This is a genomic window from Xanthomonas sacchari, from assembly GCF_040529065.1.
Lineage (GTDB): Bacteria > Pseudomonadota > Gammaproteobacteria > Xanthomonadales > Xanthomonadaceae > Xanthomonas_A > Xanthomonas_A sacchari.
Map to the genome: position 1 here is coordinate 4,914,505 of NZ_CP132343.1, position 20,496 is coordinate 4,935,000.

Sequence of the window (20,496 nt, forward strand, 5' to 3'; positions counted from 1 at the left end):
GAGGGCCCGACCGCCAGCCAACTCACCCGCCAACCCACTCACCCCCTACCCCGTCGGCCCACCCATCACGGGCAGGATCGCGCCATTGATGTAGCTGGCAGTGATCGGCGAGGCCAGGAACACGTACGCCGGCGACAGTTCCTCCGGCTGCGCCGGGCGCCCCATCGGGTTCTGCTTGCCGAACTCGGCCACGTCCTCGGCGGACTTGTCGGCCGGATTGAGCGGCGTCCACACCGGCCCCGGCGCGACTGCGTTGACGCGGATGCCGCGCGGCTGCAGCTGGCTGGCCAACGCCATGGTGAAAGCATGGATCGCGCCCTTGGTCGCCGAATAGTCCAGCAGCGACTTGCTGCCGAACAGCCCGGTCTCCGAGCCGCTGTTGACGATCGCCGAACCACGCTTGAGATGCGGCAGCGCCGCGCGCGCCATGTGGAAATAGCCGGCGATGTTGGTCTGCAAGGTCTCCTGCAGATGTTCCTCGCTCAGGTCCTCCAGCGCATCGCAATGCAGCTGGAAAGCGGCGTTGTTGACCAGCACATCGAGCCCACCGAAGGCGTTGACCGTCTGCGCCACCGCGTCCTCGCAGAACGCCGGATCCTTCACGTCGCCGGCGATGGTGATGCAGCGGCGGCCTTCGTTCTCGACGTGCTGGCGGGTGACCTGCGCATCCTCGTGTTCGTCCAGGTACAGCACCGCCACATCCGCGCCCTCGCGCGCGAACAGCACCGCCACCGCGCGGCCGATGCCCGAATCGGCACCGGTCACGATCGCGCTCATGCCGCGCAGCTTGCCGCTGCCCACGTATTCCGGCGCCTCGAAGCGCGGCTGCAGCGCCAACTCGTGCTCGTTGCCCGGCTTGGTCAGGTGCTGCTTGGGCATGCGCTGCGGCTGCTTGCGCGGGCCGGCCTGGCCCGCGTCGCCCGGCTTGGAGCGCTTGGGCTTGGGCTTGGCGTCGCCGGCATCGACCGCGCGTTGCAGCGCGCGTTGCTGCTGCACGGTCTTGGCGCTGGACGACGCCACGGCGCCACTGCGCTTGGACGGGGCGGACTTGGTGGCGGCAGGACGCTTGCGGGAGGCCATCGGCAATACTCCGGATGCGGGAGGAGGACGCGGTCGCGCAACCCTCCTCGAAGGGAAGGAACGGGCGTCGCTCAGGCGCGGTCGGCGAGACCGCTGACGCCGGCATGCTGGGCGCAGTGCGCGCAGCAGAACATGCGCTCGCCGGCCTGCACGCCGTGGCCGACGATGCGGCACTCGCAGTGGCTGCAGCGCGGGGCGAAGGCGTGGATGGCGCACTCGAACGAATCGAAGGTACCGCTGCGCGCGCCCTGGGTCAGGGTGAAGGCCTGGTCGTAGTCGTTTCCGCAGACATCGCAGGTGGCCATGATCGGCTCCGGTTGCTGGGGGGAATCCCGAGTCTGGCCCCGCCCGCGGCCACGACCGGTGAAACCGCCGGCGCGATCTCTTCATGCGGCGCAAACATGCGCCGCGACAGGCTCGCGCCATCGATCGAAGGAGACGCCCCATGATCCGCCACCCGCTTGCCCGCCTCGCCCCGTTCGCCGCCGTGCTGCTGCTCGGCGCCTGCAGCACCACCCAGGTGGCGCAGGTGCAGCCGATCGACGGTGTCATCTCCGGCCAGTGCCATATCGACAAGGTCCGCGGCGCGGTCGGCCTGGCCGCCTCGCGCATGACCGTCGAACGCGCCCGCGTCGACAGCGACAGCCTCAAGGTGCAGGTGGTCAAGAGCAGCGTCGCCGACAACGGCGCCACCTCCAGCGGCGTGGACAGCGCCAATCGCGGCGCCCGCGAGACCGGCGGCGACCGCCTGACCGTCGAAGTCGGCCCGACCAACAACATCACCACCGTATATTGCGGCTGATCCGCACCGCGAGGCCGTCCCGCCGCACCCGCGGCGGCGCGGCGCTCAGGCGCGCTTGCGGGTCGCAGGCGAGGCCTTGCGCTTGCTGCGGTGACCACTGCCCTGCGTGCTTGCCACCGCACCGTTGCGCGTGGTCCGCGCGGCCTTGCGCAAGGGCGGCGCCTTGGCCGCGGTACGACCGGCCGCCTTGCGCGCCGCGGTACGTGCCCGCCCCAGGTACTTCAGCGTGATCAGATCCCACTGCCGCTCGCCGCGCACGCCCTCGCACAGGCCGTGCAGGCGGCCGCAGCGCCAACCGTCGAACACGCACGGGTCGATATAGGCCTTGCGGCACACCGCCGGGGTGTTGCCGAGCGCCTCGGCCACCTCGCGGATCACCGCATTCTGCGCCTGCGCCAGCGCGCGCTCGCCGCCGGTGTCGGGCAGCGGCAGCGCGGCCAGCCGTTGCAGCGCGGCGCGGGTGCCGCCCCAGGTGCGGAAGTCCTTGGCGGTGAAGCTCTCGCCCATCGCCTCGCGCAGGTAGTCGTTGACCTCGCCCGAATCCACCGGCTGCAACTGGCCGTCGTCGTCGCGGTACTGGAACAGCGCCTGCCCGGGCAGTTGCTGGCAGCCGCGGATCAGCTTGACCAGGTGCACGTCGTCGACCTCGATGTCGTGCTCCTGCCCGCCCTTGCCGCGGAACTGCAGCCGCGCACGGCCGCCTTTCACGAAGGCCAGGTGGCGGTTGCGCAGCGTGGTCAGGCCGTAGGAGCGGTTGCTGCGCGCGTATTCGGCGTTGCCCACGCGCACCAGGGTCTCGGCCATCAGCGCCACCACCATCGCCAGCACCTTGTCGCGCGGGTAGCCGGGCAGCGCCATGTCGCGGCGCAGGCGCCGGCGCAGCCGCGGCAGCGCCTGGCCGAAGGCGACGATGCGCTCGAACTTGCCGTCGCCGCGCACCTGCGCCCAGTCGGCGTGGTAGCGGTACTGCTTGCGCCGGCGCGCGTCGCGGCCGGTGGCCTGCAGGTGACCGTTGTCGCGCGTGCAGATCCATACCTCGGTATAGGCCGGCGGGATCGCCAGTTGGCGGATGCGCTGCAGGGTGGCGGCGTCGCGCACTGCGCTGCCGTCGGGCAGGCGGTAGCCGAACCCCTTGCCGGCACGGCGGCGGACGATGCCCGGCTCCTGGTCGCTGACATAGACCAGGCCGGCGCTGCTGGCGGCCTGGCGGGACTGCCGGGCACGCGCGGCCTCGGCGGCGGCGGTGGAACGGGACTGGGTGGACATCGGACCTCCGGAAGCCGGAACCGCGGCCCGCGCCGCCGGTTCCACGAGCCTGGATTGTCGGCAGCGCAACGGCTACGGCACGTGATGCCGGCCGGCTGCAGCGCTTAACGAGTGGCGAACGCGCCATGTCCGATGCTGCCGGCGTTGGAACGTGCGTCGCGCCGGAAGGCCGGATCCCCGTGGCCGGCGCGCCGGCGGCGCCGTTCGCCGCCGGTGGCCCTGGGTGGCCTCAAAGCGCGACGCACGTTCTATGCTTCACGCGTCCTTCCCTCCATCCATAGGAGCCCCGATGAGCAACCTCCTTTCCTCCCGTGCGTCCACGCGTGCCGGCCTGCTCGGCACGGCCTGCCTGGCGCTGGCCCTGGCCGCCTGCGGCGCGCCGCCGCCGGACGAGCAGGAACAGGTGAGCGCCAAGGCCCAGGCCGCCGCGCAGCAGGCCGCCGCGCCGGACCCGGCCAACGCGCCAGACGCGCCGCCGGTGGGCAGCTGCGATGCCTCGCAGGCGCAGGGCCTGGTCGGCCAGACCTTCGCTCCGGCGCTGCTGGACCAGGCGCGCAGCGATACCGGCGCCAAGACCGCCCGCGTGCTCAAGCCGAACCAGGCGGTGACCATGGAGTTCAACGGCGAACGGCTCAACATCGAGGTCGACGAAAAGAACCAGATCACCGGCGTTCGCTGCGGCTGAGGCGCCGCCAGCGGCCCTGGTGCGGCGGCGGCGGCAACGCCGCCGCCAGCCCTGAAGTTGCAGGTGTAACGGTGTATTGCGGCACCGCACCAACTATGTTTTAGTCGGGATTCCGGTGACCTCAAGAAGCGCTCCAGGATAGAGCGGGGGCGAGTGTCGCCGCGTTCCTTCGGATCGCTTTCAGAGGCAGACATGGCCCCCCGCAACCGCCACGGGCTCTACGACCCCCAAGACGAGCGCGATGCCTGTGGTTTCGGCATGGTCGCGCAACTCGACGACCAACCTTCGCGGGCGCTGGTGGATACCGCCATCGCCGCACTGTCGCGCATGACACACCGCGGCGGCGTCGCCGCCGACGGCCTCACCGGCGACGGCTGCGGCCTGCTGATCCGCAAACCCGAGCCGTTCCTGCGCGCGCTGGCGCGCGAGGCCGGCCTGAGCGTCGGCGCGCGCTTCGCCGCCGGCAACGTGTTCCTGCCGCGCGACGCCGATGCCGCCGCGCGCTGCCGCCAGGTGCTGGAAGAAGAACTGCGCCGCGTCGACGTGCAGCCCTGCGGCTGGCGCCTCACCCCCACCGACGATGCGGTGTGCGGGCAATTGGCCAAGGACACCTTGCCGCACATCGAGCAGGTGTTCGTCGATGCCGGCGCCGAGCAGGGCGAGGACGCCTTCGCCCTGGCCCTGTTCCTGGCGCGCCGCCGCGCCGAGCAGCGCCTGCGCGACGTCGCCGATTTCTACGTCACCACGCTCTCGCCCAACGGCATCAGCTACAAGGGCATGGTGCTGCCGGACAAGCTCAGCACCTTCTACCCGGATCTGCAGCGCAACGACCTGGCCTCCAGCGCCATCGTGTTCCACCAGCGCTTCTCCACCAACACGCTGCCGCGCTGGCCGCTGGCGCATCCGTTCCGCCTGCTCGCCCACAACGGCGAGATCAACACCATCGAGGGCAACCGGCACTGGGCGCAGGCGCGCAGCAAGGTGTGGAAGACTCCGCGCTTCGACATCGCCGAGTTCGACCCGGTGATCTCCATGCACGGCTCCGATTCGCAGAGCCTGGACAACATGCTCGAGCTGCTGGTCGCCGGCGGCATGGACCTGCTGCAGGCGCTGCGCATCCTGGTGCCGCCGGCCACGCAGTCGCTGGAGTTCAAGGACGCCGACCTGGCCGCGTTCTACGAGTTCTACGGCCTCAACACCGAGCCGTGGGATGGCCCGGCCGGCATCGTCGCCTGCGACGGCCGCTACGCCGCGTGCATGCTCGACCGCAACGGCCTGCGCCCCGCGCGCTGGATGCTGACCTCCGATCGCCACTTCCTCGTGGCCTCCGAAGCCGGCGTGTGGGAACTGCCGGCCGAGCGCGTCACCCGCAAGGGCAAGCTCGGCCCTGGCGAGATGATGGCCATCGACCTCAAGCGCGGCGACCTGCTCGATTCCGACGCCATCGACCGCATCAACCGCGGCCGCGCCCCGTACAAGCAGTGGCTGCAGCAGGGCGTGACCTACCTGCAGACCGAGCTGATCGACCCCTCGCTGGTCGAGGAGCCGTTCGACGAGCGCACCCTGCGCAGCTACCACAAGCTGTTCCAACTCAGCACCGAGGAAGTGGAGCAGGTGCTGCGGCCGCTGGCCGAGACCGAGCAGGAAGCCACCGGCTCGATGGGCGACGACACCCCGATGGCGGTGCTCAGCCGCCACACCCGGCCGCTCTACGACTACTTCCGCCAGGCCTTCGCCCAGGTCACCAACCCGCCGATCGATCCGCTGCGGGAAGACTGCGTGATGTCGCTGACCACCCAGCTCGGCAAGGAGACCAACATCTTCCATGCCGGCCCGGAGACGGTGAACCACGTCATCCTCAACTCGCCGGTGCTCAGCCAGCGCAAGCTGCGGCAGTTGCTGAAGATGCCGCAGTACCAGACCCGCAACGCGCAGATCGACCTGTCCTACAGCGTCGAGGAAGGCCTGGAGGCCGGCCTCAAGCGCATCTGCGCCGAGGCCGAACAGGCCGCGCGCGACGGCAAGGTCATGCTGCTGCTGACCGACCGCTACCCGGTGCCGGAACGGCCGATGGCGCATGCGCTGCTGGCCACCGGCGCGGTGCACCACCACCTCTCGCGCGTGGGCCTGCGCTGCGACGTCAACCTGATCATCGAGACCGGCACCGCGCGCGATCCGCACCACATGGCCTGCCTGCTCGGCTTCGGCGCCACCGCGGTGTATCCGTACCTGGCCTACCAGACCCTGTTCGACCTGGGCCGGCGCGGCATCCTGCTGCTCAAGAGCGGCGGCGAGCAGACCCAGATCGGCCGCAAGTACCGCAAGGGCATCTACAAGGGCCTGTCCAAGATCATCTCCAAGATGGGCATCTGTACCATCGCCAGCTATCGCGGCGCGCAGCTGTTCGAGATCGTCGGGCTGGATCCGGACGTGGTGGCGCTGTGCTTCCCGGACACCGCCGCGCGCATCGGCGGCGTCGGCCTGGCGCGGCTGGACACCGAGGCGCGGCAGCTCGCCGCGCGCGCCTGGAACGACCTGCTCAAGCCGGAAGTGGGCGGCCTGCTCAAGTACGTGCACGGCGGCGAGTACCACATGTACAACCCGGACGTGGTGCTGACCCTGCAGCGCGCGACCCGCAGCGGCCTGCAGGCAGACTGGGACGCCTACGCCGCCGCGGTGCACGGGCGCCCGGCCTCGGCCCTGCGCGACCTGCTGGAACTCAAGCGCGCTGAGACGCCGACGCCGCTGGACGAGGTGGCGCCGGCCGAGGACCTGCTGCGTCGCTTCGACACCGCCGCGATCAGCCTCGGCGCGCTGTCGCCGGAGGCGCACGAGGCGCTGGCGATCGCGATGAACCGCCTCGGCGGGCGCAGCAATTCCGGCGAAGGCGGCGAAGACCCGGCGCGCTACGGCACCGAGAAGCGCTCCAAGATCAAGCAGGTGGCATCCGGCCGCTTCGGCGTCACCCCCGAATACCTGGTCAACGCCGAGGTGCTGCAGATCAAGGTCGCGCAGGGCGCCAAGCCCGGCGAAGGCGGCCAGTTGCCCGGGCACAAGGTCAACGAACTGATCGCGCGGCTGCGCTACGCCAAGCCGGGCATCGGCCTGATCTCGCCGCCGCCGCACCACGACATCTACTCGATCGAAGACTTGGCGCAGCTCATCTACGATCTCAAGCAGGTCAATCCCAGCGCGCTGGTGTCGGTGAAGCTGGTCAGCCATGCCGGCGTGGGCACCATCGCCGCCGGCGTGGTCAAGGCCGGTGCCGACCTGATCACCGTGTCCGGCCACGACGGCGGCACCGGTGCCAGCCCGGTCAGCTCGATCCGCTACGCCGGCGTGCCGTGGGAACTGGGCGTGGCTGAGTCGCACCAGGCGCTGGTCGCCAACGACCTGCGCACGCGCACCATCCTGCAGACCGACGGCGGCCTAAAGACCGGCCTGGACGTGGTGAAGGCGGCGATCCTGGGCGCGGACAGCTTCGGCTTCGGCACCGGGCCGATGATCGTGCTCGGCTGCAAGTACTTGCGCATCTGCCACCTCAACAACTGCGCCACCGGCGTGGCCACCCAGGACGAGCGCCTGCGCGCCAACCACTTCGTCGGCCTGCCCGAGCGCGTGGAGAACTTCTTCCGGCTGCTGGCCGAGGAAGTGCGGCAATGGCTGTCGTACCTGGGCGTGCGCTCGCTGGACGAGATCGTCGGCCGCACCGAACTGCTGCAGCAACTGGACATCTCGCCGCGCGAAGGCGTGCGCGTGGACCTGTCGCGGCTGCTCAAGGACGTGCGCCACGACGGCGGCCACTGCGCCGCGCAGCGCCTGTACGAATCGCCGGACAGCCTGGCCACGCAGATGGACGGCCTGCTCGCCGACGCCATCGCGCACAAGCGCGGCGGCGACCATCGCTTCCTGATCCACAACACCGACCGCTCGATCGGCGCGCGCCTGTCCGGCGCCATCGCCCGCGTCCACGGCAACCACGGCATGGACGATGCGCCGCTGACCCTGCGCTTCCGCGGCTCGGCCGGGCAGAGTTTCGGCGCGTTCAACGCCGGCGGCCTGCACCTGGAACTGGAAGGCGAGGCCAACGACTACGTCGGCAAGGGCATGGCCGGCGGCCGCCTGGTGGTACGCCCGCCGCGCGGAGCGCGCTTCGAGGCGCGCAGCACCGCGATCATCGGCAACACCTGCCTGTACGGCGCCACCGGCGGCGAGCTGTACGCGGCCGGCCGCGCCGGCGAGCGCTTCGCGGTGCGCAACTCCGGCGCGCTGGCGGTGATCGAGGGCGCCGGCGACCACTGCTGCGAGTACATGACCGACGGCATCGTGCTGGTGCTGGGCAAGGTCGGCCTGAACTTCGGCGCCGGCTTCACCGGCGGCCTGGCCTACGTGCTCGACGTGGACCGCGACTTCGTCGACCGCTACAACCACGAACTGATCGACATCCACCGCATCTCCGCCGAAGGTTTCGAGAGCCACCGCCAGCACCTGCACAAGCTGATCAGCCGCCACCGCGAACTGACCGGCAGCATCTGGGCGCAGCAGATCCTCGACGAATTCCGCGACTACGTCGGCAAGTTCTGGCTGGTCAAACCGAAGGCGGCGAGCATCGAGTCGTTGACCGAGTCGCTGAGGCGCGCCGCTTGATGGCGGCACGCCGGGAATCGGGAATGGAGAATCGGGAATGGTAAAAGCCCGGCTCCCCCAGTTTCCGATCGCGCGCGCAGATTCGCTTTTGCCATTCCCCATTCCCCATTCCCGGTTCCCCACACCATGAGCCGCAAACACGCCTTCCAGTTCCTCGACCTGCCGCGGCAGATGCCGCAGCGCATCCCGGTGGAACTGCGTACCTCCGGCGACTGGAACGAGCTGTACGGCAAGTTCGACAAGGCCGATGCGCAGTACCAGGCCGGGCGCTGCCTGGATTGCGGCAACCCGTACTGCAGCTGGAAGTGTCCGGTGCACAACGCCATCCCGCAGTGGCTGCAGCTGGTGCAGGAAAACCGCATCGAAGAGGCCGCAGCGCTGTGCCACAGCACCAACCCGCTGCCGGAAGTGTGCGGCCGGGTGTGCCCGCAGGACCGCCTGTGCGAAGGCAGCTGCACGCTGGAGGAATTCGGCGCGGTCACCATCGGCGCGGTGGAGAAGTACATCGTCGATACCGCGCTCAACAACGGCTGGCGCCCGGACCTGAGCCAGGTCGAGCCCACCGGCAAGCGCGTGGCGGTCATCGGCGCCGGCCCGGCAGGGCTCAGCTGCGCCGACCGCCTGGCCCGTGCCGGCATCCAGGCGGTGGTGTACGACCGCTACGAGCAGATCGGCGGGCTGCTGCAGTTCGGCATCCCCAGCTTCAAGCTGGACAAGAGCGTGATCGGCAAGCGCCGCGAGGTGCTCGAAGGCATGGGCGTGCAGTTCCGCCTGGGCGTGGAGATCGGCCGCGACGTGAGCCTGGAGCAGTTGCTTGAGGAGTACGACGCGGTGTTCCTGGGCACCGGCGCGTACCGCTACACCGACGGCGGCCTGCCTGGCCAGGATCTGCCCGGCGTGCTGCCGGCGCTGCCGTTCCTGGTGCAGAACAGCCGCATCGTCGGCGGCAACGATCCCTGGGGCCGGCCGATCGCCGGCTGGGAAGACAAGATCGCGCTGCCCGACCTGAGCGGCAAGCGCGTGGTCGTGCTCGGCGGCGGCGACACCGGCATGGATTGCGTGCGCAGCGCCATCCGCCTCGGCGCGGCCAAAGTCACCTGCGTCTACCGCCGCGACGAGGCCAACATGCCCGGCTCGGCGCGCGAGGTGGCCAATGCGCGCGAGGAAGGCGTGCGCTTCCTGTTCAACCGCCAGCCGCTGGCGGTTGAAGCCGACGCCGCCGGCAACCTGGTCGGCGTGCGCGTGGTGCAGACCCGTCTGGGCGAGCCGGATGCGCGCGGGCGCCAGGCCGCGGTGCCGGTGGAAGGCAGCGAATCGCTGCTGGACGCGGACGTGGTGATCATCGCCTTCGGCTTCTCGCCGAGCGTGCCGGAGTGGCTGGCGGCGCAGGGCGTGGAAGGTACCGCCAACGGCCGCATCCTCGCCGGCGGCGGCGAGTCCGATGGCAGCGGCCGCCTGCCGTACCAGACCACCAACCCCAAGCTGTTCGCCGGCGGCGACGCCGTGCGCGGCGCCGACCTGGTGGTGACCGCCGTGGCCGAAGGCCGCGATGCCGCGGCCAGCATCGCCGAATGGATCGGCAACCGCCTGCCGGTGACCACCCAGGCAGCGGCCTGAGCGCCCTGCCCGGGCTTCGACAGACGTCGGGCATTCGGGGACGACGGCGACGACAAACCTTGCGGGATCGGCGGAAGCGGCCTAAGGCAGCATCCTCGATCCCGTACCGCCAGCACGCGCCGGGAACAGGCTGCGCGCAGGGTCGCTGGTGCGGACGAACACCCCGCTCTGCCATCGCTGCAGGCCCTGGCAGGCGGGCATCGCGACCGCGGTCACGCCACCACTGCCAGTTGCACCACGCGCGCGCTGTGATGCCGGCTGGCGTCCGCGCACGGCCTGTCTGTTCCAGGTGAATGCCCGGCTAACACGGGTGCGTCCAAGCTGGCGGTCATGGGGGCGATCCTTGCACGCTTGCGCCTGCCGTCCCGCACTCCCCCGAGCGGGCGGCGCTCCCCCTTCACTCCAGGAAGCTCCCCCATGTCGCTTTCCTCGTCGTGTTCCCCGCGCTGGCGTTCCCTGCCGCTGGCGCTGCTGCTCGCCACCGTCGCCTGCAACGCCGCCGCCGAAGGCCGCAGCGTGCTCAAGTACGCCGGCGTCAACCTGTCCGGCGCCGAGTTCAACTCCGGCAAGAAGCCCGGCGTGCTCTACAAGGACTACACCTACCCGACCGCCAGCGACTACAGCTACTTCGCCAGCAAGGGCATGAACACCATCCGCCTGCCGTTCCTGTGGGAACGCCTGCAGCCCACCGCCAAGGGCGAGTTCGACCCGGCGCAACTGGCGCTGTTGAAGAAGGCGGTGGAGCAGGCCAAGGCCAACCGCATGTACCTGATCCTGGATCCGCACAATTACGCCAAGTACAACGGCGCGCTGGTCGGCAGCGAAGGCGCCCCCGACGACGTGTTCGCCGATCTGTGGCGGCGCCTGGCCAAGGAGTTCAAGGGCGACGACAACGTCATCTTCGGGCTGATGAACGAGCCCAACGCGGTGTCCTCGACCGACTGGGCCAGCGCGGCGCAAGCGGCGATCGACGCCATCCGCAAGGCCGGCGCCAACAACCTGATCCTGGTGCCGGGCACCGCCTACACCGGCGCGCACAGCTGGCGCAGCACCTCCTACGGCACGCCCAACGCGGTGGCGCTGCAGCCGCTGAAGGACCCGCGCAACCGCATGGCGTTCGAAGCGCACCAGTACCTGGACCGCGACAACAGCGGCACCAAGGGCGAGTGCGTCAGCGCCACCGCCGGCGCCGAGAAGCTGGCCGGATTCGTCAGCTGGTTGCGCGAGAACAAGAAGGTCGGCTTCATCGGCGAGTTCGCCACCGCGAATACGCCCACCTGCAATGAGGCGCTGGAGAACATGCTCAGCTACATGCAGAAGAACGACGACGTGATCCTGGGCTGGACCTGGTGGGCGGCCGGCGCATGGTGGAAGCCCGACTATCCGTTCAACGTGCAACCCGGCAAGGACGGCAGCGAGAAGCCGCAGATGGGAATCCTGTCCAAGTACGCGCGCCAGATCACCGGCAAGAAGTGAGACGTCGTTGCCGGCTCTGCATGCCGGCAACGCCTTGCGCATCTCCGCACCGCGGCGTGCAGCGTCGGCGACGCACACACCAGGCACGGCGCATGCAGCGCGATCCAGTACCGGATCGCGCTGCCAATCGCCGCACAGATCCATGCATGCGCGCCTGCGACGTATCGCCCTGACCTCGGCAATGCACTACGGTGTTCGCACACCGTTGTCATCAGCCCGGCTGCTCTCTCTGCATCGGCCGGGTTCCCCCTCTGATGCCGAAGGAGATCCGCCATGATCGCGCGCACCTTGCGGCGGCGGTCGCGGCACGCCTGGCGTGCCGCGCTGCTGCTGTGCCTGTCCGTTCCGCTCGTCCCGTTGCACGCGCAGCAAGCGCTGCGTCTTGCCGGCGTCAACCTGTCCGGCGCCGAGATCGCGCCGTCGAAGATCCCCGGTGTCGTCGGTGTCGACTACACCTATCCGCGCAGCAGCGACTACACCTATTTCGCCGGCAAGGGCATGAACCTGCTGCGCCTGCCGGTGCGCTGGGAACGCCTGCAGCCGCAGCCGCAAGGGCCACTGGACGCCGCGCAACTGGCGTTGCTCGACGACGCCGTGCAGCAGGCCAAGGCGCAGGGCATGTACGTGATCGTGGACATCCACAACTACGCGCGCTACGACGGTCGCCTCGTCGGCAGCACCGGCCTGCCGGTCGCCGCCTTCGTCGACTTATGGCAGCGCCTGGCGCGCGCCTACGGCAGCGACAATGCGGTGGTGTTCGGGCTGATGAACGAGCCCAACGGCATCACGCCGGCTGCGTGGGCCGCCGCCGCGCAGGCCGCGGTCGATGCGATCCGCGCCACCGGCGCCAGCAACCTGATCCTGGTGCCGGGCGCGCTGTGGACCGGCGCGCATAGCTGGTACACCCCGGTGGGCGGCACCTCGAACGCCAGCGCGCTGGCCGGGCTGCACGACCCGCTGCAGCGCATGGCGATCGAAGTGCATCAGTACCTCGACGCGGACTCCAGCGGCACCAGCCCGGTCTGCGTCAGCGACGACATCGGCGTCGAACGCCTGCGTGCGTTCACCGGATGGTTGCAGGAGACCGGCCACCTCGGCTTCCTCGGCGAATTCGCCGCCGCCGACAATCCGGTCTGCCGCCGCGCGCTCGATGGCATGCTCGCCGACATCGCGCAGCACCCGACGCTGTGGCTGGGCTGGAGCTATTGGGCAGGCGGCGCCTGGTGGCGCGCCGACTATCCGTTCAATGTGGAGCCCGACGCCGACGGCCACGACCGTCCGCAGATGGCGATCCTCGCGCCCTGGGCGCAGCGCATCACGCGCTGAGCGCGGCCGACGCCGCCAGAGCGACGAACGCGCACAACGCGGTGCGCGCGAACGCATGACGTGCGACGTGCAATGCGTCGCACATTTCCCACGACGACGATCGCTCTGGCATGGCGGTTGCAGCGTTGTGCACGGCCGCGCACGCCGCATCGCGGCGGTGCCTGCCGCTCTTCCCCACGAAGGATCCGCCATGCCACGCATTACCCGTGTTTCCCGTTCCCCGCAGTGGCGGCAGCGCGCCGCGCTGTGCCTGCTCCTGGCCGCCTGCGCGCCGTTCGCCCACGCGCAACAGACGCTGCGCTACGCCGGCATCAACCTCGCCGGTGCCGAATTCAACTCGGCGAAAAAGCCGGGCGTGCTGTTCAAGGACTACGTGTATCCCACCGACGCCGACTATGCGTACACCGCGGCGCAGGGCATGAACATCGTGCGCCTGCCGTTCCTGTGGGAGCGGCTGCAGCCGCAGGCCAACGGCCCGCTCGATGCCGCACAACTCGACGCCCTGCGCACCGCCGTCGAACGCGCCAAGCGCTACGACCTGCAGCTGATCCTCGACGTGCACAACTACGCCAAGTACGACGGCGTGCGCATCGGCGGCGACGCGGTGCCGGCGGCGGCACTGGCCGATCTGTGGCGGCGCCTGGCGTTTGTGTTCGGCAACGACGGCAGCGTGGTGTTCGGGCTGATGAACGAACCCAACGGCCTGCCCTCCGGCGATTGGGCCGCCATCGCGCAGGCGGCCATCGACGCGATCCGCGGCACCGGCGCCGACAACCTGATCCTGGTGCCCGGCACCGCCTTCAGCGGCGCGCACAGTTGGAACAGCACCTGGTACGGCGTCTCCAATGCACAGGGGTTGCTGACGGTCCACGACCCGGCCGGCAACCTGGCGTTCGAAGTGCACCAGTACCTGGATGCCGACTCCTCCGGCACCAGTGCCGCCTGCGTCAGCACCAGCATCGGCGCGGAACGCCTGCAAGCGTTCACCCAATGGCTGCGCGCCAATGGCTATCGCGGCTTCCTCGGCGAGTTCGGCGGCAGCAGCGACCCCACCTGTCTGGCCGCGCTGGACACCATGCTCGGCTACGTCCACGACAATCGCGACGTCTGGCTGGGCTGGACCGCCTGGGCCGGCGGCGCGTGGTGGCGCAGCGACTACGCGTTCAACCTGCAGCCGGACAAGAGCGGCGCCGACAAGCCGCAGATGGACGTACTGGCGGTGCGCGCCCAGCAAGTCACGCAGTGACTGCGGCAACGCCGGGTCCGCAGCGGCGGCCCGGCGATCGCGGCGATTGAGTCGACACCGCCATCGGGCGCAGACTGTCGCACCTTTCCCGCACGGATCGACGCATGCGCCTGGGCCTGGCCGCCAACCGACTGCACCACCAGGGCAAGGATGCCGCGCTGTTCCGCTGGCTGCGCGCCAGCGAAGCCGGTATCCGCGAATTGCAGCTCGGCCTGCACGCGGTCGGCCGTACCCACGAGGCGATCGTTCGTGCCGGCCTGCTGGTCGGCCATGCCGGCCTCAGGCGCTACCCGTTCGGCCGCGAGGGCGGACTGATGAAGCTGGTGGCCGAGGTCGTGGGCCTGGAAGGCGCCGAGCGGACCCTGGACGGTGCCATCTACCTGATCGATCCGGTCGACCCGTCCTCGATCTTCCCCGAGGCGATCGCGCTCAAGCGCCAGTGCGTGATCCACGGCAAGCCGTTCATTTCCACCGTGGCCAGCGCCCGCGATTGGGTCGAGATGGAGCGCATCCACGCCGGGTTGCCACCGGATCCCGGCGCCGACGATCTCTACGCGCTGCCGCGGCAGACCCTTGCGCTGATCGCCCACGATGCGATGAAGCCGCAGATGCTGGCCTTCGCCAGCGAACATTTCGAACTGCTGTCGCGCTTCGCCGAGCGCGTGGCCACCGGCACCACCGGGCAGCGGCTCAACGAACTGGCCTGGAGCCGCGGCTGGCCGCAGGGCCAGGACTGGGTGCACCGCTACCAGAGCGGTCCGATGGGCGGCGACGCGCAGATCGCCGATCGCGTCCTGGAACGGCGCTGCCATCGCGCGATCTTCTTCGAGGATCCGCACGTCGCGCGTCAGCACGAGGCCGACATCCAGTTGCTGGAACGCGCGGTCACCACGGTCACCGACAGCGCCGTGTGCATCACCTCGCCGGCGATCGCCGCGCGCTGGGCGCAGGCCGCCGCACGCCGGCTCGGATCGGCCTGAGGTTCGACGGTCCCGCGCGATCGCGTCGCGCGTTGACCGTCTGCAGGACACGCCGCGACGCGGCGGTGTCGTGCGTGACCATGCGCACAGTCACTGCGATGTCACGCCGATCGCCAACACTGCCGCGCCTGTCCAGATCCCAGGGGGGATCCCATGTTGCGTTTCACCCTGCGCCTGCTGCTGCTCGGCGCGGCAATGCTGTGCGTGCTGCCGGCCGCGTTCGCACAATCGGCCGAACGCCTGCGTGTGCACGGCTCCAACAGCCTCGGTGCGCGGCTGATGCCGGCGCTGGTGGAATCCTGGCTGCAGAGCATGGGCTACCGGCAACTGCAACGGCATCGCATCGATGCGACGACGCTGGAGATCGCCGCGGTCCGCGACGAGGCGCCGCTGGTCGTGGAGATCGCCGGCACCGGCGCGGCCGCCGGCTTCGCCGACCTGGTGCATGGCGACGCCGAACTGGCGATGCTGGCGCGCCAGCCCGATGCGCGCGAACGCGAGGCCGCCTGGCAGCTCGGCGACCTGGGCTCGCCGGACCAGCAGTTCGTCGTCGCCCTGGATGGCGCGCGGGTGCTGGTGTCCGCCGACAACCCCATCGCCACGCTGAGCGTCGCGCAACTGCGCGACATCCTGAGCGGCCGGACGACGCGCTGGTCGCAACTCGGCGGCGCGGACCTGCCGATCGCGCTGCACCGCAGTGCTATTCCCGGCGGTCTCGACGACTTCCTGCGCGAACGCCTGGCGCTGCCGGCGCTGCGCACGCCGGGGAACGTCCTGCATGCCGACCTGGCCGAGGCGGCATGCGCCGTCGCCGGCCATCCCGACGCCTTGGCGGTCGTCGGCCTGACCACGCCGGTGCCGGCCGGGTCGCGCGCGCTGGCCATCGCCGACGGCGGTATCGCCGTGCTCCCGACCGACGCCGCCGTGCGCGGCGAGGACTATCCGCTGGTCCAGCGCTACAGCCTGTACGGCGGCCAGATGATGTCGGCGCTCGGCCGCAGCCTGGCGCTGTACGCGATCGGCCCGCAGGCGCAACGGGTGGTGCGCCGACTCGGCCCGATCGCCATGACGATCGACGTCGATCCCGCCGCGCCGCACGGCGCCACCGCCGCTGCCCGCGCGGACGGCGCCTATGTCCAGGCCAGCGCCGCTGCCCGGCGCCTGACCACCACGCTGCGTTTCAGCCTGCAGTCGCTCAATGGCATGTACGAAGCGCGCAGCGCCCAGGATCTCGACCGGCTGGTCGCCTTCATGCAACAGCCGGCGATGCACGGCCGCGCCCTGGCGGTGATCGGCTTCGCCACACCGGACAGCGCCAACCGGCTGTACCCGACCATCGCCAGCAACGACCGCGCCGACGTCGTCGCCGCCTACCTGGTGCAACGCGGTGTCGCCGTGGAACGGGTACGCGGTCTGGGCGCACTGCGTCCGCTGATCGGCGGCGAGGACGCGGCGGCCAAGGCGCGCAACGAACGCGTCGAAGTGTGGTTGCTGGATCGGGCGCGGTAGGACAGCCGGAGCGTGGTGGCGGCCGGTTGGGCACGACATCGCTCGGCCGCTCATCCCCTCCGTAGCCTTTCCCCCGAAAAGCAGGCCGTGATCCCAAGAGAAAAAGGGAACGCCAAAGCCCCTCTCCCGACGGGAGAGGGGTTGGGGTGAGGGTACGGAGCGCGAAGCGCTCTAGCCGGCGGAAGATGGGAGGTCAGCGTGTCAGGCATTGGCAGCCGCGTGCGCATGACGCCACGCTGGCGCCGATACGACCCGTCGTCATCCGCGCACCGGCGAGCGCATGCTGGCGACCATGCTCCGGACTCCGGCCATCCGGCGTTCACCGCATCGCGCCTACAGTCGCCCGACATCCTCGCCAGCGCTTCCGGAGATCGCCATGCCTCGTCCATCGCACGCCGTTCTCGGCGTGGTGCTTGCCGGACTCGTGCTGACCCACAGCACGCCCGCCGCCGCGGTGCAGCGGCTATGGCCGACCGCAGCGCAATGGCAACAGCTGCATGCATCGGCTTCAACCGATGCAGCCTGGCGCGAGATCGAAGCAGCGCAAGCCCGGCTGGCCGATGCGGCGCGGACACAAGGTGCGCACCCGCTCGACAAGCTGAGCACCGGCGGCCGCCTGCGCGGCGATCCAGTGAAGGCGGCGACCGAGACCAGCCTGGGCGACATGCCACGCATCCAGGCGCTGGCGCTGCGCTACGCCCTGGATGGCGAGCGCGCCGACGCACTGGTCGCCGGCGACCAGCTCGCACAATGGGCCGCGCGCAATGTGCCCAACGGCAATCCGATCGACGAAACCGGGCTGGAACCGGCGATCTTCGCTTACCGCATCGTGCGCCCGGCGTTGCCAGACGCACAACGTCGCGCCATCGACGCATGGATGCGCAAGATCGCCGACGCCGAAATCGGTTCGCGCGACCTCAAGCGCAAGACCGCCACCAACAACTGGCACAGCCACCGGCTGAAGACCGTGGGCATGATCGGCGCCGCGCTCGACGATCAGCGCTTGCTGGACTACGCCCGCACCGGCTTTCGCCAGCAGATCGCCGACAACCTGCTGCCCGACGGCCGCAGCATCGACTTCGTCGAACGCGATGCGCTGTCCTATCACGTCTACGACCTGCGTCCGCTGGTGACGCTGGCACTGCTGTTCTCCGAACGCGGCGAGGATCTGTACCACTGGCGCGCACCGAACGGCGCATCGCTGGCACGCAGTGTCGACTGGCTGCTGCCGTATCTGCGCGGCGACCGCAGCCACGCCGAGTTCGTCGGCAGCCAGGTGCCGTTCGACAAGGCACGCTCTGCTAACGGGGAAGCGGGCCACGTGATCGGCGCACCTTACGCGGCCGAGAGCGCGGTGCCGCTGCTGGTGCTTGCGGCGGCCTACGATCCTGCTTGTGCCGGCCTGGCCCAACACCTCGGCCACGGCACGCCGTCCTGGCGCCTGGCGATCAGCACCTTGCCGGATTCGAAGCGCTAGCGCCGTATCCGCCCCTTCGGCCCCCCACCTCCGAGGGGCAAGGGAACCGAGCCCCTCTCCCCCCGGGAGAGGGGTTGGGGTGAGGGTGCGGCGCGCGCAGCGCCTCGCCGATCCGTCATTGCGCGGTTTCGCCCGTCCCCGATCATCTGCGCGCGCGTGGTGTTGTTTTTTCCACGCGCAATAAAAAATCCCCGTCCTTTCGGACGGGGATTTGGGGTAAAGCCCCTGGCGATGACCTACTCTCGCATGGCTTGAGCCACACTACCATCGGCGCAGCTGCGTTTCACTTCCGAGTTCGGGATGGGATCGGGTGGTTCCACAGCGCTAATTTCACCAGGGAGACGGTTGGAGTGTCGCCGCGTGCATGTTCTCGGTTGTTGGACCGAGGACGGCAGGGCGCCAGCCTCTCATGGGGTGTGATGTAGCGAGCGAGTGAGAGCGATCGACGTGTGTCGCGCTAAGGGATGCTTCGAGGAAGCATCTTGAGGTTATATGGTCAAGCCGCACGGATCATTAGTATCAGTTAGCTCAATGCATTGCTGCACTTACACACCTGACCTATCAACCACGTAGTCTACATGGTTCCTTTAGGGGACTTGTGTCCCGGGAGATCTCATCTTGAGGCGCGCTTCCCGCTTAGATGCTTTCAGCGGTTATCGCTTCCGAACATAGCTACCCGGCAATGCCACTGGCGTGACAACCGGAACACCAGAGGTTCGTCCACTCCGGTCCTCTCGTACTAGGAGCAGCCCCTCTCAAATCTCCAACGCCCATGGCAGATAGGGACCGAACTGTCTCACGACGTTCTGAACCCAGCTCGCGTACCACTTTAAATGGCGAACAGCCATACCCTTGGGACCGACTACAGCCCCAGGATGTGATGAGCCGACATCGAGGTGCCAAACACCGCCGTCGATATGAACTCTTGGGCGGTATCAGCCTGTTATCCCCGGAGTACCTTTTATCCGTTGAGCGATGGCCCTTCCATACAGAACCACCGGATCACTAAGACCTACTTTCGTACCTGCTTGATCCGTCGATCTTGCAGTCAAGCACGCTTATGCCTTTGCACACAGTGCGCGATGTCCGACCGCGCTGAGCGTACCTTCGTGCTCCTCCGTTACTCTTTAGGAGGAGACCGCCCCAGTCAAACTACCCACCATACACGGTCCCCGATCCGGATTACGGACCTAGGTTAGAACGTCAAGCACGACAGGGTGGTATTTCAAGGATGGCTCCACTGCAGCTAGCGCCACAGTTTCATAGCCTCCCACCTATCCTACACAGACGAACTCAACGTTCAGTGTAAAGCTATAGTAAAGGTTCACGGGGTCTTTCCGTCTTGCCACGGGAACGCTGCATCTTCACAGCGATTTCAATTTCACTGAGTCTCGGGTGGAGACAGCGCCGCTGTCGTTACGCCATTCGTGCAGGTCGGAACTTACCCGACAAGGAATTTCGCTACCTTAGGACCGTTATAGTTACGGCCGCCGTTTACTGGGGCTTCGATCAAGAGCTTCGCCTTGCGGCTGACCCCATCAATTAACCTTCCAGCACCGGGCAGGCGTCACACCCTATACGTCCACTTTCGTGTTTGCAGAGTGCTGTGTTTTTGATAAACAGTCGCAGCGGCCTGGTTTCTGCGACCCTCTTCAGCTATAGCTCGCACGAGCCACCAAAAAGGGTGCACCTTCTCCCGAAGTTACGGTGCCATGTTGCCTAGTTCCTTCACCCGAGTTCTCTCAAGCGCCTGAGAATTCTCATCCTACCCACCTGTGTCGGTTTACGGTACGGTCTGCGTAAGCTGAAGCTTAGGAGCTTTTCCTGGAAGCGTGGTATCAGTGACTTCGTCTAAAAGACTCGTCTCGGTGCTCGGTCTTAAAGGATCCCGGATTTGCCAAAGATCCAAACCTACCGCCTTTCCCCGGGACAACCAACGCCCGGTACACCTAACCTTCTCCGTCCCTCCATCGCACTTACGCGAGGTGCAGGAATATTAACCTGCTTCCCATCGACTACGGCTTTCGCCCTCGCCTTAGGGGCCGACTCACCCTGCGCCGATTAACGTTGCGCAAGGAAACCTTGGGCTTTCGGCGTGCGGGTTTTTCACCCGCATTGTCGTTACTCATGTCAGCATTCGCACTTCCGATACCTCCAGCAGACTTCTCAATCCACCTTCGCAGGCTTACGGAACGCTCCTCTACCGCGCATCGCTTATCGCGATGCACCCCAAGCTTCGGTTCACTGCTTAGCCCCGTTAAATCTTCCGCGCAGACCGACTCGACCAGTGAGCTATTACGCTTTCTTTAAAGGGTGGCTGCTTCTAAGCCAACCTCCTGGCTGTCTATGCCTTTCCACATCGTTTTCCACTTAGCAGTGAATTTG

13 protein-coding genes and 2 rRNA genes (1 of these 15 only partly in view) are annotated in these 20,496 nt (G+C 68.5%); 10 read left to right on the plus strand and 5 right to left on the minus strand.

The window, feature by feature from the left end:
• Positions 1–45 precede the first annotated feature (45 nt).
• Complete coding sequence (locus RAB71_RS20950; RefSeq protein WP_010342265.1) at positions 46–1,080, minus strand: SDR family oxidoreductase; 1,035 nt, start codon at positions 1,078–1,080, stop codon at positions 46–48.
• Positions 1,081–1,151: 71 nt separating this feature from the next.
• The gene (locus tag RAB71_RS20955; RefSeq protein WP_010342266.1) at positions 1,152–1,385 is read right to left on the minus strand and encodes a hypothetical protein; all 234 of its coding nucleotides are present in this window, start codon (positions 1,383–1,385) and stop codon (positions 1,152–1,154) included.
• Between the two features lie 140 nt (positions 1,386–1,525).
• Between RAB71_RS20955 and RAB71_RS20960 the strand changes: the two genes are divergently transcribed.
• Positions 1,526–1,882, plus strand: coding sequence for a hypothetical protein (locus RAB71_RS20960; protein WP_010342267.1), 357 nt, complete (start codon positions 1,526–1,528; stop codon positions 1,880–1,882).
• 45 nt (positions 1,883–1,927) lie between these two features.
• Here the strand turns inward: RAB71_RS20960 and RAB71_RS20965 are convergent, their stop codons facing one another.
• Positions 1,928–3,148 carry a DNA topoisomerase IB gene (locus RAB71_RS20965; protein WP_010342268.1) on the minus strand — a complete coding sequence of 407 codons (1,221 nt, stop codon included), beginning with the start codon at positions 3,146–3,148 and terminating at the stop codon, positions 1,928–1,930.
• A gap of 289 nt (positions 3,149–3,437) precedes the next feature.
• Here RAB71_RS20965 and RAB71_RS20970 point away from each other — a divergent pair, with 289 nt between their 5' ends.
• From RAB71_RS20970 to RAB71_RS21010, 9 genes are all read left to right on the plus strand, one after another.
• The gene (locus RAB71_RS20970; protein ID WP_010342269.1) at positions 3,438–3,833 is read left to right on the plus strand and encodes an I78 family peptidase inhibitor; all 396 of its coding nucleotides are present in this window, start codon (positions 3,438–3,440) and stop codon (positions 3,831–3,833) included.
• A 192-nt stretch (positions 3,834–4,025) separates the two neighbouring features.
• A complete protein-coding gene (gltB, locus tag RAB71_RS20975) occupies positions 4,026–8,480 on the plus strand; it encodes a glutamate synthase large subunit (protein ID WP_010342270.1) in 4,455 nt (1,484 codons plus the stop codon).
• Positions 8,481–8,606: 126 nt separating this feature from the next.
• Complete coding sequence (locus RAB71_RS20980) at positions 8,607–10,097, plus strand: FAD-dependent oxidoreductase (protein WP_010342271.1); 1,491 nt, start codon at positions 8,607–8,609, stop codon at positions 10,095–10,097.
• Between the two features lie 417 nt (positions 10,098–10,514).
• Positions 10,515–11,573: a glycoside hydrolase family 5 protein gene (locus tag RAB71_RS20985; RefSeq protein ID WP_010342272.1), complete on the plus strand. Its 1,059-nt coding sequence runs from the start codon at positions 10,515–10,517 to the stop codon at positions 11,571–11,573.
• Between the two features lie 273 nt (positions 11,574–11,846).
• Complete coding sequence (locus RAB71_RS20990) at positions 11,847–12,899, plus strand: glycoside hydrolase family 5 protein (RefSeq protein WP_010342273.1); 1,053 nt, start codon at positions 11,847–11,849, stop codon at positions 12,897–12,899.
• A gap of 190 nt (positions 12,900–13,089) precedes the next feature.
• Positions 13,090–14,145, plus strand: a complete 1,056-nt coding sequence (locus RAB71_RS20995) for a glycoside hydrolase family 5 protein (protein ID WP_010342274.1) — start codon at positions 13,090–13,092, stop codon at positions 14,143–14,145.
• A gap of 104 nt (positions 14,146–14,249) precedes the next feature.
• Complete coding sequence (locus RAB71_RS21000; protein ID WP_010342275.1) at positions 14,250–15,125, plus strand: methylglyoxal synthase; 876 nt, start codon at positions 14,250–14,252, stop codon at positions 15,123–15,125.
• Positions 15,126–15,278: 153 nt separating this feature from the next.
• Positions 15,279–16,634: a substrate-binding domain-containing protein gene (locus RAB71_RS21005; protein WP_010342276.1), complete on the plus strand. Its 1,356-nt coding sequence runs from the start codon at positions 15,279–15,281 to the stop codon at positions 16,632–16,634.
• 376 nt (positions 16,635–17,010) lie between these two features.
• Positions 17,011–18,111, plus strand: a complete 1,101-nt coding sequence (locus tag RAB71_RS21010; RefSeq protein ID WP_087943468.1) for an alginate lyase family protein — start codon at positions 17,011–17,013, stop codon at positions 18,109–18,111.
• Between the two features lie 223 nt (positions 18,112–18,334).
• Here RAB71_RS21010 and rrf read toward each other — a convergent pair.
• Both rrf and RAB71_RS21020 read right to left on the minus strand, forming a co-directional pair.
• Positions 18,335–18,449: ribosomal RNA gene (gene rrf / locus RAB71_RS21015) — 5S ribosomal RNA — on the minus strand.
• 154 nt (positions 18,450–18,603) lie between these two features.
• A 23S ribosomal RNA gene (locus RAB71_RS21020) occupies positions 18,604–20,496 on the minus strand; it runs 987 nt beyond the window's last position.